Consider the following 14560-nt stretch of genomic DNA (forward strand, 5'->3'; position numbering starts at 1 on the left):
GGGAATCAATTAAAACTAATTTATTCCCTGGGCTTGAATAGCGGTAATCGCAACGGTATTCACAATATCGGTAATCGTACAGCCCCGACTTAAATCATTAACGGGTTTATTTAAACCTTGTAAAACCGGGCCAATGGCAACAGCATCCGCAGACCGTTGTACGGCTTTATAAGTATTATTTCCGGTGTTTAAATCGGGAAAAATAAATACCGTTGCGTGTCCAGCTACTTCGCTTCCTGGTAGTTTAGTTTGAGCTACCCCTTCATCAACAGCCGCATCATATTGGATAGGGCCTTCTATTTTTAAATCTGGGCGTAATTGACGGGCAATTATTGTAGCCTCTCGAACTTTATCCACATCTTTTCCTTGACCCGATTCTCCGGTAGAATAGGATAACATTGCTACTAAAGGTTCAACCCCAAATTGTTGAGCAGTTAAGGCCGAACTAATGGCAATATCGGCTAATTGTTGGGGGTTAGGATTAGGATTTACCGCACAATCTCCATAGACTAAAACCTGGTCTTCTAAACACATAAAAAACACACTAGAAACAATTGAACATCCCGGTGGAGTTTTAATAAATTCTAAGGCGGGACGAATGGTATGTCCAGTGGTATGAATAGCCCCAGAAACCATGCCATCGGCCATGCCTTTATGAACCATCATTGTGCCAAAATAACTTAAATCGTGCATCACATCTAAGGCACAATCTTCCGTAATTCCCTTATGTTTTCGCAGTTGATAATAGGTTTGAGCATAGTCTTCATGCCAGGGGGAGGTCATGGGATTAACAATATTTACCCCTTCTAATTTTAGGCCTAGTGAAGTTGCTTTTTCGCGAATTTCTTCGGGATTTCCTAATAAAGTAATATCGACAATTCCCCGTCTTAATAGAATTTCAGTGGCTTTTAAAATTCGTTCTTCTGTGCCTTCGGGTAAGACAATATGTTGACGTTGTTTTTTCGCCCGGGCGACCAGTTCGTACTCGAACATAATCGGAGTAATGCGGGAAGAATGGGATAGAGAAATCCGGTTTTCAATTTTAGACGTATCAATATGGTTTTCAAAAAGTCCTAAAGCAGAAGCAATTTTTCGTTCATTGTCGGGGGTAATTTTTGAGTGAATATTATTAATGATGGTTGCAGTATTATAGGTATCGGTTTCTACCGTAAACATCGGCACTGTCCATTTTTTAAACCCTTGAATCAGTTTTTGCAGGGAAGGAGGCAATTCAAACCCCCCAGTTAAAATAATTCCGGCAATATTGGGGTAAGTTTCTGAAAAAGCCGACGCTAAACAAGCTAAAATAATATCAGCCCTATCCCCCGGAGTAACAATTAAACAGCCTTCTCGAATATGATAAAGAAAATTAGGAACGTGCATCGCCGCCACTTTAAACGATAACACTTCCTGTTTTAATTGTTCAGGATCGCCATGGACAAATTTAGCGTCAAGGGCAGTCACAATTTCCCCAACAGTAGGTTTAGAAAGAGCTTCTATTTCAGGTAAAATAAATACCGGATCATCATAACACCAAATCTGTTCTAATTCCTGGGTAACGGATTGAAATTGTTCTAGGGAAATCCGATTAACCATAGTTGCCACAAGAGTCAAATCCTTTTCTATAAAAGCTTTTCGTTCACTTTTAACACTACTAATCACATCTTCTTGGCTTTTTCCCTGTCCATTCGCTACCAATAAAATCGGTGCGTCTAATTGATTAGCAATTTCCGCATTAAAGTTAAATTCAAAAGCAGAAATAATATCAGTAAAATCCGTGCCTTCACAGACAATAAAATCACATTTTTCTTCTAAAGCCTTATATTTCTCAATAATCCGTTTCAGGATTTCTTCAAACTGTCCCTCCGCAATTAAAGCCCTGGTTTCTTCATGGGTAACGCCATAATAATCTTGATAGGGAAACTCTAAATGATAGCGACTGCGAATTAGCTCAATATCATTATCCGGCTTAATTCCCGCCTGAATAATTGGACGGAAAAATCCTAATTTTCGGATGCGTTTCGAGAGTAATTCCATAATTCCTAACAGAATTAAGGATTTACCGCTATCGGGTTCAATGCTAGTAATATATAGGTTGCTAATCATAACTTAAAAAGGATATACAGATTGTTGGAGTTATTGTAGGCTGATTTTCGGGTTAAAGGGTTGTAATCCCAGTAATTTCAATCTTTTTTTAAGATTGTTACATTTATTAACAAATTAGGGACATCCAGAACCCACCCGAATGAGATAATCAATAATTGGTCTTTACTAAAAATATTTTTACCCCGTTTCTTATGTCTTCAGAATCTCATAAAAATGCCCTAAATCTGGTTCAACGTCCCCGTCGTCTGCGTCGCACCGATGCCCTACGGCGGATGGTTACGGAAACCCAGCTTACTGTCAATGACTTAATTTATCCTCTGTTTATCATGGAGGGGGAAAATCAAAAGGTTGAGGTTTCTTCCATGCCCGGAAGTTACCGCTATACCTTAGATTTACTATTAAAAGAAGTCAATGAAGCTTGGGAATTAGGTATCCCCGCCATCGCCTTATTTCCCTTGGTGGCGGAAGAAAAAAAAGATAACGCCGGAACTGAAAGTTATAATCCAGAGGGCTTAATTCAGCGTACTGTCAGGGCAATTAAACAGGCGATTCCTGAGATTATGATCATCACGGATATTGCCCTTGATCCTTTTTCCAGTAAGGGTCATGATGGTATCGTCAGCGAGGAGGGCGAAATTCTCAATGATGAAACCGTGGAAGTTTTAGTTAAACAGGCGATTTCCCATGCCCAGGCCGGGGCCGATATCGTCGCACCTTCGGATATGATGGATGGTCGGATTGGGGCGATTCGTCAAGGGCTAGATGAAGCGGGATATACTCAAGTAGCGATTTTAGCCTATACCGCTAAGTATGCCTCGGCCTATTATGGCCCTTTTCGGGATGCCTTGGATTCGGCCCCGAAATTTGGGGATAAGAAAACCTATCAAATGAATCCGGCTAACTCCAGAGAAGCCTTGACAGAATTAGCTTTAGATGAAGCTGAAGGCGCCGATATTGTCATGGTTAAACCCGCCTTAGCCTATTTAGATATTATTCATCTGTTGCGTTCGGCAACGGATTTACCTGTGGCGGCCTATAACGTCAGTGGGGAATATGCGATGATTAAGGCGGCTGGAAAAATGGGTTGGATTGATGAGAAAAAAGTCATGTTAGAAACTCTCACCAGTATTAAACGGGCTGGGGCTGATTTAATTCTCACTTATTTCGCTAAGGAAGTTGCCCTAATTTTGCGTCCTTGACACTCCCACGGGTGAACCGCGTGGGATTCTCCTGTCTAGCCCCGATTGCTCGGTATTCATGGAGTTGCCCCCTACTGTTTCCAGAATTGCTTCACAGCAATATTAGAGGAGAGTACGAGACTCTGAGGAATGCCAAGTACCTCGTCCCAATTGACGGCTACGACTATTACAGTCTTTGGCTCTGCCAAGATTTTTCGGAGCTTTCTGTAGTCAACAGGGATAATCACAGTGGTTGCCTTTTTCTCGCCATTGACAACTTGTTTTTAAGGAGGTCAGAACATCTGACCAGATAAGCGAGGAACATCCTTGCTATACTCTGATAATAGAGTCTTAAATAGAGTATGTCAAGGGAAAAGAAAATTCAGTTTAATGTTAACGAGAAAGAATATGAACGTCTCAAAAGTCATGCTGAGTCAGAAGGATTATCAATGGCTGAAGTTCTTAGGGATTACATTAAAACCCTCACACCCCCTAAAGGGGGTCGCACTACATCCCACGACTGAAGTGCGTGGGCTTTGTGCGAGGTTGTTGTAAGGAATGCGAGTATTACTTAAACTGAAACCCTTAAGACCTAACCCCTTAACCTTCTTCCCTTATGGGGAAGGAGGGATAGTAAATGTTTGTCAATCTCCAAGATATTTAATATTATGAATTATTCACCCCATCTCCTTTTTTTTACAAGCTCTTGAAATGTTGCGTTAGCGAAGCTTGCCGAAGGCATCGCTAATTTTCCCTTGGGTTTTATCCCCATAAATTTTAGCAAACTCATAAAATTTATTCGAGATTATAATAAATCTAAATGTTCTGACTTTGCCATATTTTTTATCGTATTTATTCGGGATTAAAACTACCTAATAATTATCTCATTACGAGGGTAGCAAAGCAATCTCAAAGCCGGGTTAAACCGTTATAGCAGGGAACACCGGAACAGCCCCCCCAAACCCCCCGTGCACGGGGGCTAGGGAGGGAGGGAACAGGGGGGAAAACACTTTAATGTCTGGGTTCCAATATCCGTCTGGTGTCTTAACTGCCTTGGCGGTTGCTATACTATCCGTAAATCCCGTGAATCTCTGCCACAAATATTCAAAAAATTGGTTCAAACTCGACTGCAACAGTTATAATTTATCAATGCCCTCGCGTCTATCTCACTTAAGCCCATGAGTAACCTTACAAACCCTCCAGGCGGCGGCGATCCCCCTGATCGCTTTAGAAATGTAGGAGAACAAATTCAGTCATTCTTCGATTTTGCTGAAAACAACCCTGATCAGGCTGTTCCTTTTTTCGTCAACATCTGGGAAACTCAAGCATCCCTAACCACGCGGGCTCTAGCGCTGCAAGGCTTAGGCGTGGCTGCACAACACTATCACGTTAAGGAGGCTCTAGCAGACTGGGATGTGCTCAGAGATATCGCCAAGGAAGTCAAGGGGAAGGGGGAAGTTAGCAACGATTTGACTCGGTGGGCTGCGGCTTCTGCGTTGGAGGCGATCGGATATTCTCAGCAGAGTTTAGAACATTTAGAAGGAGGGGGTTTTACTGAACCCCTTGATCGCATTCGCCGGGAAATACGCGATCGCAAGCTGATAGAGATTAACAGAATTCCACGCCTAAACACCAGAGGGGAAACAACCGCAGAATATGAAAGGCATCTTGAATTTTGGCTGTACGGGCCGGCTGATGAGTTATTAAATGATAATGATAGCTCTCTGAATTATCAGGATTTAATCGGGGATGTCATTTCTAAGTTACATGGGCGTGGGGTGTTTTTGGGATTAATTTCACCTAATCGTATTGTACAAGGGGCCGCACTGCGACAAGCTAGGTTAATTTTTAAAGAATCTACTGAGATAGAAGACTATCTTTATGGGCTTTTGGAAGAGTTTTTGCTTGATTCCAAGCATGAAATATCATTGAGAATTCATGCGGCTAAGATTATTAATACAGCCACAGATATAAACAGAAGGCTGAAAACATTGAGTCAATTATTATTGGAAGAGAATAATCCACAATTGCATGAAGTGGTGTTGCATCAAGCTCAGTCAATATTTCAACAATCTGCTGAAACTGAAGAATCTCTCTATCAGCCTCTGGAAGAGTTTTTGCTTAATTCCAACCATGAAATATCATTGAGAATTCATGCGTCTGAGATTATTAATACAGCCACAGATATAAACAGAAGGCTGAAAACATTGAGTCAATTATTATTGGAAGAGAACAATCCAAAATTGCATGAAGTGGCGTTGCGTCAAGCTCAGTCAATATTTCAACAATCTGCTGAAACTGAAGAATCTCTCTATCAACCTCTGGAAGAGTTTTTGCTTAATTCCAACCATGAAATATCATTGAGAATTCATGCAGCTGAGATTATTAATACAGCCACAGATATAAACAGAAGGCTGAAAACATTGAGTCAATTATTATTGGAAGAGAACAATCCAAAATTGCATGAAGTGGCGTTGCGTCAAGCTCAGTCAATATTTCAACAATCTGCTGAAACTGAAGAATCTCTCTATCAACCTCTGGAAGAGTTTTTGCTTAATTCCAACCATGAAATATCATTGAGAATTCATGCAGCTGAGATTATTAATACAGCCACAGATATAAACAGAAAGCTGAAAACATTAAGTCAATTATTATTGGAAGAGAAAGAGTTACGGAATGCGACAGTAAGGCTATTGACTCCATACAAGGAGGAGTTAGCTAGAGTAGAGCCTGATGCTAATAAGGTATTAGAGGTGCTGATTGTTGATCAGTTAAATAAACCTCAACTAAAAGATTTAACAATTTCACAACTAAAAAATTATGTTTCATCAACAAGTGGTTATCACAAGGAAATTTCAGAGATATTTACAAGTGCCATAACAGCATCCAAATCATTAGGGAAACGATACGGGAGAACCAGTTCCATATTGAAAGAAGTTCTACAAAATAAGCAGGATGGGCATCTGTCAGCTATTGAAAGTTGGATGCAACTATTAAGAAATCAAATTTCGGATACATTAGCCTTGCAAGAGACAGTTAAATCCTCTCAATCCATCCTGGATAAAACTTTTTATGCAATCGCTAATATAGATACTAAGCTCTCTCAAACAATCAAAAGTTTACCTAATTCGGAAGTGATAGAGAGTAATTATGATTTAAGTTATAACCAATATACAAAAATGTTATCTGACTTGAATTTACTAAAAAATAAAGTCGTTAATGAACTAAATAGCAAATCCGATCTACTACTTAGTAAAAGTACAACAATAGAAAGTGAGACATCCTGGAAATTAATTTTGTCGGGTTTAGCGATAATTGTTGCGGGATATGTATGTTATTTTACGTTTATAAATTATTCAAATCAAGGTTCTCGTTCCAATAGCTATACGACAACAGCATGGTATGCTAGTGGTTTTCCTAAGAATAGCTGTGGTAGTTCTTCAAGTCCTAATAATTGTTGGTATCCTGTTTTTATTAAATACAGTGATAACAACTGGAATACGGTTATATCAAATTATTGCGGTGATATTGGACAGGCACAAAGTCCAAAAACAGCTAGGGAACTGGGTCAAATACAAGTAGCTTCATTTGGTGATTCTAACGAAGCTCAAGGGTTTGCTAACTATATGCAAGGTTGGGTTGGACAACAAAAGTGTTATTAAATTAGATTTTTAGAATAATCAGGAGGAATTTTTATCTATGGAATGGTTTTATCTTGTAGGTACTGTTTTAGTCAGCATTGGTATTGGTAGATTCATCATTGCCTTTCAACTCAAGAACAGAGCAAAAACAATTAAACGTATTTCTGACAACTTATCTAATAACTGGAGGAGATAAATGTTTGATCGAAATTTTCCTATATGTTATCAACTTTACCCTCAACCGAGTCATCAAAAAGACAGCCAAACTGAACTCCGTAAAAACCTCCTACAAACCCAACAACAGCTAATAAGCTCAATTAGCCGCCTTGGTATTAACCTAACAATTTCTCTCCGCTACATCTATGACCCCAATCAATCCCCCAAACTCAAAACCTACCTTCTAATTAATCACCCCCACAACACTCAAACCGAAGAACATTCTGAACAAATTCTGAGCCTTCTCACCAAAGGCAAATTAAGCCAATTCTTCACCCTCACCCCTCAACCTAACCTTAACATCTTTCAAAACTTAGACTGGGTGCAAATGATTGGCGAAATTCTCAAATATGAAGAATTTATCGCACCCCAAAATTACTACCTCCCTCACATCTTTGAGTCAAATCAAACCAATGATATGTCAGCCGTCTGCGATGTCATCCACCGCTTAGACAGCAAACTCATTTTAGAAATCACCCTGCAAACCTATCACAACCCCAATCAAAAATTATTGTGGGTAAATGCCATCAACCAAATGCTGGCTCAATTGGAGAAAGTCAACGCCAACACCAACGGAATTAAAGACAACATTTTATCAGTAACATCGGCACTTTACCAAAAATATCAACAGTCATATCCTAACAGCGATCTATTCCAATATAGCATCAAAGCCTTAGCAGAAAATCGGGCCGATGCTTTTCCCGTCCTCAACGCCCTCATTGATGAAGCCATCAAAGAAACACCTCACGGGAAACGATGCAGAATCATCCAAATTAGCAAAGATAAACCCGGATTTTATGAAAGCTTGGAAGCTACAAAAAATGTAGATATTTCCAGTAATATCGAATGGGAAGGCTGGGATAAAAACGATAGTCAACTGTTAATTAAGAATGCAATTCAGCCACAAAAAAAAGGATTAGCAAAATTCGGCGGTGATTCGGGGAGTCTTCCCGAAAAACCATTATTTAACCATCAAAATCAACCACCCTTGATAGGTGGTATCAATTCAGAGCAAAATCAAAATTTACCGCAATTATATGATACTGTTTCAGATGGTTCGGCTTTAGCGAAATTTTCATCAAGTCCGCCACCCTCTCGGATAGTGGATTTAAAACCATTACATCGACTGGTGACGGCTCAAGAAATTAGCGGTTTTTTCCGCATTGGTATTCCCAAAGAAACCTCTATTGAAAATATGACAGAAAAATCCTTACCGGTTGCTAATGCTGAAGACTTATTCAATCATCATCGAAACCTAATCGATGCAGATACTTACATCGTCGGCATTGATGACCAGGGAAATCCCATAATATCAAGCTGGGCAGAAATTGCTCATCGTTTAGTGGCTGGTGTACCAGGTGCCGGTAAAAGTAATTTTCTCAATTGGGTGATTTTTCAGTTTATATATGCTAATCCCACAGGAAAAATTTATATTGCCGATTTTGCTGGAGTTGACTTTAATTTTTTGGTCAAGTATCTCAAAGATAATGTTGAAATTGTCACAACCATAGAAGAATGTCAGTTATTCGTTGAAAAACTCCACACCGATGAGTACCAAAGACGAATTGAATTACTGAAACAGTATGAAGTGCTGAATATCCAGCAATTAAAGGAACAGGGAGTTGATATACAACGTACCCTTTGGATAATTGATGAAGCCGCTGCCATTGCTCGTGCTTCTGATAAAATGCAACGAATTATTGAAAATCGATTAATTCAGTATGCTAATCAAGGGAGAAAATGCGGTTTTCATGTTGTTTTTTGCACCCAAAGACCTACAAATGCGATAATTTCAAACCAGGTGCTTGATTCCTGTGAAGAAAAAATTGTTTTCCGGGTAACAGAAGAAGCTAGTGGACTGATTCTAGAAAACAGTTTAGCTGGGACAATACCTAAAAAAGCGGTTGGTAGGGCTGTTCTAAAAGGATCTGAAGGTGATAATATATTCGTGAATACTCCCTATATTGGCATTCCTGTAGGGAAAACAGTTTCACTACAAGATACGCTCTGGCGTCATCTAGTACCTGAATCTTAAGTGGAGATATTTGTATGTATTTATCAAAGGAGGTTAGTCAATGAGCTTATCATCTGAAATTGAAGAATTCCGGCGTATGATTAGCAGAATAGTTGAGTCACTGGAAGACGTAAATACGTCCTCAAGAAAAGTTCCTGAGACTGTTCAAGCTGAACTAAGCAGAAAATTCTCAAGTTTATCGGATGGATGTGAGGAGGTATCTAGCGAACTAAGAACAGCGATAGAAATGCTTGAAGGAATTAAATCCCGTTGGGGTTAAGGAGTAGAATATGGGGACACTCAGAGACGAAATCGAACAATGGCGAAGTAAAGTTGCCCAACTACTAGAAGCGATGGAAGAAGTTAGTTCTTGCGCCGATCGACTCTCTGAGTGTTATGCTTCTGAGTTAGGGTGGCAGTTTTCCAGGCTGCTAGAAATGTGCGAGGAAAGCTTAAGTCAAGTTGAACGTTTAAGAGAGGAATTGGAAGAGATACAAAATAGGTGGGGTTTTGGTAAAATTAGGAATCAAAGTTTTTTACCTTCAATTATTCATCCAACAATTAAACTAGCAAATACAGCTATTAATGATCTTTCTATTCAAGATGCGATCGCTCAAACTAATAATATTTTTACCACGGCAATTCAATCAGGTATCCCAATATGGTTAGGACTTGAACTAGCTAACCTTCCAGGTGATGCTTGGATTTTATATGACAACCCCAATGCACAAGAAAGACTCACTGATTTAACCCAAAATCCTGCAAGTGACTATTATCAGCAAAAACCGGATAAAAAACTACAAGGAGATCAAGGAGAAGTAGCCTTATTAAAAATGCTGTTGGACTCTGATAATATAGAAAATCTTCAGTCAAGTTTGCAAATTAAACCGAAATTTTATTTGCAAAACGGTAAAGACCACTGTGAACCAGATTTTTATCTAACATCTCACCGTTTAATTTGTGATGCTAAGGCTTATAAACCTAGTTCAATCTATTCGATTAAGAAAGCCTCTAAGAAATATGTTAAATATCTTCAGGAAAATGGAGGAGGTGAGGTCAGATTTTATGTACCTAGAGATACTTATGTCAACTGTCAGGACAGACTCAAGCGACTTGAATCTCAAGAAAATGGGGTGAGTGTTACTATCCATCCTATGACAATTGATTATGAACCTATCCTTTGGAAAAAAGAATTAATTTATACTTATCTTAAGTCTTTGCTAAAGTTTAAGTAACTCCTTGAGCATAGAAAAGAACCAAAAATGGTGAATAACGGGACTAACCAAACCCCTAAGCAAAATTCGGCTAATTGTGGCAGTATTGATGAATCAGAAAGAGCTTTTGGTGCAACCGAAAGAGCGATCGCGGAATTTCTCGAAAGAGAGGGAAAAAATGTTAAAGCCTTAGCAGAAAAAACCGATGGAGGTAGAAATCCCGATGCTGAGGTAGATGGAAAACCTACTGAATTTAAAAGTCTGGATTTTGGTGCTACAAGCGCGACAGTAAAAAATCAGATTAACAACTCGATTAGACGAGGGGGACAAGCTAGGGATATAATTATAGATGCTAGGACATCTGGGTTGATAGAGTCTGAGGCTGAACGGGGTTTGCAGAGGGCGAAAAATATTACACGCGGAAAAATCGATCGCGTCCGAATTATTGGCGATCGCTATGACATCACTTTTACTGATTTTCAATAAAGGAGGTTTTTATGTCTCGGACACTAGATATTTTTGTAGACTTTCCCCAGGAAATCGAATATTTAATCAAAGAATTAGAGTTAATATTGGCTCTAAAATTCGAGCTTGTTTCTGATGGTATTGACAATTGGTATGAGTTTCGTAACTCAACCATCACTCTTACTATAGGAAAGCATGATTTTGAAAACGATCACGATATCAAATTTGAAGAATACCCTTATAATCTATCAATCAGATCGCGGAACATCTCCAATGAATTTGAGAGAAAAAAGTGGTGTGATGATTTTGCTAGTTATGTTTTCCAAAAGTTGAAATCTACAGAAAGGTATCGTTTAATGCTCGTGGATGACTTACAAGTGCAATTAGAGGAGTTTGTTCCCGTGGTGAAAGTTTAATTGAACATTATAATGCGCGATCGAGTTCAAAAGGAGATAGACTTATCTTTGAATATAAAGTGGATTATCGTTAAATTCTGTTGTGACACAATCATTTTCAAATAATGCTCCCATTCCTTGCTTTTCTAATCAGTCTCCTGGGACTTTAAATGATGAACTTCGATCGGCAGATGAGTTAGGCATCAGACCTATTAAAGTGGGAGAAGCAGGATTTGACGATATAATTAATGAAGGGACTGTCAAATGGGCAGTAACAACAAAACTAGAACTCTTTGTAATTCCGAAATTTTTAGATGTTAACAATGAAATCTATCATACGGTTATAACTCGTGGTCAGCCTGTTTTGGCTGCGGGAGAAGCCGAGATTGTAGGTAGTAATGGTTCGTATATTTTGCTAACAATCAGCAATCACAGTGGCCATTTTCGACCCACTTCAGACAGTTTAGAACTAGGAATAACAGCCTTTAGGCAGCAAGGAGTTGACACAAGTAATGCTGATATCGAATATGTGGAGTAGATAAATTATGACTCAATCTCCTACGACAATATCCCTCGATCGCGTCCTCGAACAAGATGCCGAATCTATACTGATTTGGGTAAAAAAGATATTTTCAGATCAAGCCACCCAACCACAAGAGTTTAACTGGCTATTATTAGCCGATGTTTCCTCTGCTAAGGCTCGAAAAGGTCAAAATAGTTCAGGTTTACCCGATCGCGAATGGGCAGAAATAGCAACTACAATTTACGATCGCCTAGCCGATGATGCCGAACACAAAAAAACAGGAAGTGGCGAGTCTTTTAGGATTTCCTCAATGATGCTCCGGGCTGGCGCGATCGCGAAACTTGGAGTAATTTCCGATCATTGTGTTCTCGATGTTAACTTAATTTTACAATGGTTTTGGGATAACATCAAAGAATCGCCCGAAGATGTGGAAAAAAAGGCCGCGAAGTGGAAAATGCTACCCATTGCAGAAATTCGTGAATTAAGACAACTGAAAAATAGATTGAAAGTGATCGCAGCCCTCGCGGATAGTGATAAATATGTTTTGGATGAATCTCTCAAATATTGGCTTGACTTGCGCGAAAAACTACCGTAAAATCAGCTTAAATTGGCTTTACTTAAAATTGTAATCGAGCTAAATGTTCTAAATTTGCCATATTTTTTCTCCTAATTTATTCGGGATTAAAACTGCCTCCGTATTCTCGTCCCGATACATTTTCAATCGCTTCTAAAGCCGCTTTTGAACCCGCCATAATATCCCGTTCTTCTCCCCCTAAATACAACCGTCCAAAACTACCAACGGCCGTCACTTGCAGAATATTAATTAACGAGGCTTTTTCCGCTTCATTCGCCGCTAAAGCAGCATAAGCTGCGGGTTGAACTTCCAAAATATATAAACTTTGACCGCCTAAAATTAATTGTCCTCGACGGTTACGATTAATTAATTGAGCTTGGTGGGGGTCAAGATTACGAATAATTTGACTAGACATAACTTGAGGTTTGAGGCGATCGCTTTCTCGTAACCCTAAAAAATCCAAAATTGCCCGTCCTGCGGTAATTGTATCCCCTTGACGGCTCGAATGAATTTCCAAAAGACCATAAAGCCGCTCAATAAACAACACCCCAGGACGCACCGAGGTAGCTTTCAAAGCAATATCTGTAATTCGGTTAATTTCAATCCCAGGAGAAACTTCAATCCACAAAGAAGAATCCCCAGGTAAAGGCAAAAAACCCAGGGACACCGTACCAATATAGGCCGCGTGTTGCCGTTGAAGATTATCTAAATAGACGTAACTGCGTAATTCTATTCCCATTTTTAGTTATCAAGTACCCGCATTATCAATTATCAGTGTAGGGACGTGCCTTAGCAAAGCTATGCCGATACAAATGATTCTATAGTCAGTCATTGAATTAATTCAGAGGTTGAAGTAGTGCTACAATCACTCTAACAGGTCAGGGTAACAAACCTGTCTAAACACCCCAATAACCGAACAAAACGCTATACTTTCACCCATTACATCCCCTTGTGTTTAGACCGGGACGCTCAATTGCATGAATTCAGACGAAACTCAAATCCGAGATCAAAACCCACCTGTAAGCGGGGTAACTTCTTCAACAACGCCACCCTTTAATCCCTCTCTTGGAGAAACCGGAGGGAACTCGATTAATATGAATCCTTTACCCATTGCTGACCCTTGGGAGTCCAACGAATTCCACAATCCTGAACCGGGATCAAATTCCGCAACCTCACCGAGCTTGTCCGAACGTCTGATGTCCGAACCCATAGAAGAAGTCACCACCCAGTTAGACCAACGGGTGAAACGATTACAGATTCAAGAACAGGAACTACAAAAAAGAATTATCGGGTTACAGGAGACCAACGAACGCATCCAACAGGAACAACTGGTATTAACCCAGTCCATGGGGAAATTAATCTCCTCCGCCTTAGATCAATTAGAACAACGCAAACAAACCTTACAAATCGAAATCGAAAAACTCGAACGTCGTCGCGATCGCATCCAAAAAGAAATGCGAACCTCCTTCGCCGGAGTCTCCCAAGAACTCGCTATCCGAGTCCAGGGATTTAAGGATTATTTAGTCGGGAGTTTACAGGATTTAGTCGCCACCACCGAACAATTAGAACTCATACCAGAAAACCCACCCGAACCCCAAATCCCCGCCCAACCGCGAGAGGTGACGAAGGTGATCATCCCCGTAGAAAATCCTCAAAACACTGCAAACCCACAATTTTCAGAACAGGGTTTTGCCGAACAAACCCAACGAATTCGCCAACTCCTCGATCAATATCGCAGTAATCCCGACTATTATGGCCCCCCTTGGCAACTGCGCCGTACCTTTGAACCGATTCACGCCAAACGGGTTTCCAATTGGTTTTTTAACCAAGGAGGACGGGGCGCCTTACGCACCATGGGCAGTCGTTTACAGAATATATTAGTCGCCTCGGCAACGATTTCTATATTGAGAAATATCTATGGAAACCGTCTACGAACCCTGGTTTTAGCCAATAGTCCTGAACGGTTGGGAGAATGGCGTCGCGGTCTACAAGATTGTTTAGGGATTGACCGCCGGGATTTTGGCCCAGAACAGGGAATTGTTTTATTTGAAGAAGCGGAAGTTCTTTCTCAAAAAGCCGATCGTTTGGTCAAAGAAGGACGCTTACCCTTCATTATTATTGATGATATGGAAGATAGAATTAGTCTATCTTTATTGCAATTTCCCCTCTGGTTGGCACTCGCCCCCGACCCCCAAACCCAACAACCACCTACTGAACGGTTTTAACAACTTCGG

13 protein-coding genes are annotated in these 14560 nt (G+C 40.0%); 11 read left to right on the forward strand and 2 right to left on the reverse strand.

Annotation, left to right across the window (positions count from 1 at the left end; translation table 11 throughout):
• Positions 1-15: 15 nt before the first annotated feature.
• A complete protein-coding gene (pta, locus tag NMG86_RS07950; protein WP_026787441.1) occupies positions 16-2106 on the reverse strand; it encodes a phosphate acetyltransferase in 2091 nt (696 codons plus the stop codon).
• Between the two features lie 191 nt (positions 2107-2297).
• Here pta and hemB point away from each other — a divergent pair, with 191 nt between their 5' ends.
• The 10 genes from hemB (at position 2298) to NMG86_RS08000 (ending at position 12347) form a co-directional block, all read left to right on the forward strand.
• Positions 2298-3305, forward strand: coding sequence for a porphobilinogen synthase (gene hemB / locus NMG86_RS07955; protein ID WP_026787440.1), 1008 nt, complete (start codon positions 2298-2300; stop codon positions 3303-3305).
• 341 nt (positions 3306-3646) lie between these two features.
• Positions 3647-3808, forward strand: coding sequence for a ribbon-helix-helix protein, CopG family (locus NMG86_RS07960; protein WP_141292963.1), 162 nt, complete (start codon positions 3647-3649; stop codon positions 3806-3808).
• Between the two features lie 654 nt (positions 3809-4462).
• Complete coding sequence (locus NMG86_RS07965; RefSeq protein WP_499103641.1) at positions 4463-6946, forward strand: synaptonemal complex protein 1; 2484 nt, start codon at positions 4463-4465, stop codon at positions 6944-6946.
• Between the two features lie 175 nt (positions 6947-7121).
• Positions 7122-9176 carry an FtsK/SpoIIIE domain-containing protein gene (locus NMG86_RS07970; RefSeq protein WP_026797395.1) on the forward strand — a complete coding sequence of 685 codons (2055 nt, stop codon included), beginning with the start codon at positions 7122-7124 and terminating at the stop codon, positions 9174-9176.
• Positions 9177-9216: 40 nt separating this feature from the next.
• Positions 9217-9435, forward strand: a complete 219-nt coding sequence (locus NMG86_RS07975) for a hypothetical protein (protein WP_026797396.1) — start codon at positions 9217-9219, stop codon at positions 9433-9435.
• 10 nt (positions 9436-9445) lie between these two features.
• Complete coding sequence (locus tag NMG86_RS07980) at positions 9446-10390, forward strand: hypothetical protein (RefSeq protein ID WP_026797397.1); 945 nt, start codon at positions 9446-9448, stop codon at positions 10388-10390.
• Between the two features lie 27 nt (positions 10391-10417).
• A complete protein-coding gene (locus tag NMG86_RS07985; protein ID WP_043938773.1) occupies positions 10418-10855 on the forward strand; it encodes a CdiA C-terminal domain-containing protein in 438 nt (145 codons plus the stop codon).
• Positions 10856-10866: 11 nt separating this feature from the next.
• Positions 10867-11250 (forward strand): hypothetical protein, encoded by a 384-nt coding sequence (locus NMG86_RS07990; RefSeq protein ID WP_026787435.1) that lies wholly within the window; start codon positions 10867-10869, stop codon positions 11248-11250.
• A gap of 82 nt (positions 11251-11332) precedes the next feature.
• Positions 11333-11767, forward strand: a complete 435-nt coding sequence (locus NMG86_RS07995; RefSeq protein WP_026797398.1) for a hypothetical protein — start codon at positions 11333-11335, stop codon at positions 11765-11767.
• 7 nt (positions 11768-11774) lie between these two features.
• Positions 11775-12347 carry a hypothetical protein gene (locus NMG86_RS08000; protein ID WP_026797399.1) on the forward strand — a complete coding sequence of 191 codons (573 nt, stop codon included), beginning with the start codon at positions 11775-11777 and terminating at the stop codon, positions 12345-12347.
• A 76-nt stretch (positions 12348-12423) separates the two neighbouring features.
• Here the strand turns inward: NMG86_RS08000 and ccmP are convergent, their stop codons facing one another.
• Entirely contained in the window at positions 12424-13065 is a 642-nt protein-coding gene (ccmP, locus tag NMG86_RS08005) for a beta-carboxysome protein CcmP (protein ID WP_026797400.1), read from the reverse strand.
• Between the two features lie 238 nt (positions 13066-13303).
• On the opposite strand from ccmP, the gene NMG86_RS08010 reads away from it, so the two are divergent.
• Positions 13304-14551, forward strand: coding sequence for a DUF3086 domain-containing protein (locus NMG86_RS08010; protein WP_043938771.1), 1248 nt, complete (start codon positions 13304-13306; stop codon positions 14549-14551).
• The last annotated feature ends 9 nt before the right edge of the window (positions 14552-14560 follow it).

The organism is Planktothrix rubescens CCAP 1459/22 (genome assembly GCA_904830895.1).
GTDB classification, from domain to species: domain Bacteria; phylum Cyanobacteriota; class Cyanobacteriia; order Cyanobacteriales; family Microcoleaceae; genus Planktothrix; species Planktothrix agardhii.

What these genes read in the sequence shown, in the direction of transcription:
- pta (WP_026787441.1), bottom strand. Translation starts at nt 2,106, where the DNA reads ATGATTAGCAACCTATATATTACTAGCATTGAACCCGATAGCGGTAAA.
- hemB (WP_026787440.1), top strand. Translation starts at nt 2,298, where the DNA reads ATGTCTTCAGAATCTCATAAAAATGCCCTAAATCTGGTTCAACGTCCC.
- NMG86_RS07960 (WP_141292963.1), top strand. Translation starts at nt 3,647, where the DNA reads ATGTCAAGGGAAAAGAAAATTCAGTTTAATGTTAACGAGAAAGAATAT.
- NMG86_RS07965 (WP_499103641.1), top strand. Translation starts at nt 4,463, where the DNA reads ATGAGTAACCTTACAAACCCTCCAGGCGGCGGCGATCCCCCTGATCGC.
- NMG86_RS07970 (WP_026797395.1), top strand. Translation starts at nt 7,122, where the DNA reads ATGTTTGATCGAAATTTTCCTATATGTTATCAACTTTACCCTCAACCG.
- NMG86_RS07975 (WP_026797396.1), top strand. Translation starts at nt 9,217, where the DNA reads ATGAGCTTATCATCTGAAATTGAAGAATTCCGGCGTATGATTAGCAGA.
- NMG86_RS07980 (WP_026797397.1), top strand. Translation starts at nt 9,446, where the DNA reads ATGGGGACACTCAGAGACGAAATCGAACAATGGCGAAGTAAAGTTGCC.
- NMG86_RS07985 (WP_043938773.1), top strand. Translation starts at nt 10,418, where the DNA reads ATGGTGAATAACGGGACTAACCAAACCCCTAAGCAAAATTCGGCTAAT.
- NMG86_RS07990 (WP_026787435.1), top strand. Translation starts at nt 10,867, where the DNA reads ATGTCTCGGACACTAGATATTTTTGTAGACTTTCCCCAGGAAATCGAA.
- NMG86_RS08000 (WP_026797399.1), top strand. Translation starts at nt 11,775, where the DNA reads ATGACTCAATCTCCTACGACAATATCCCTCGATCGCGTCCTCGAACAA.
- ccmP (WP_026797400.1), bottom strand. Translation starts at nt 13,065, where the DNA reads ATGGGAATAGAATTACGCAGTTACGTCTATTTAGATAATCTTCAACGG.
- NMG86_RS08010 (WP_043938771.1), top strand. Translation starts at nt 13,304, where the DNA reads ATGAATTCAGACGAAACTCAAATCCGAGATCAAAACCCACCTGTAAGC.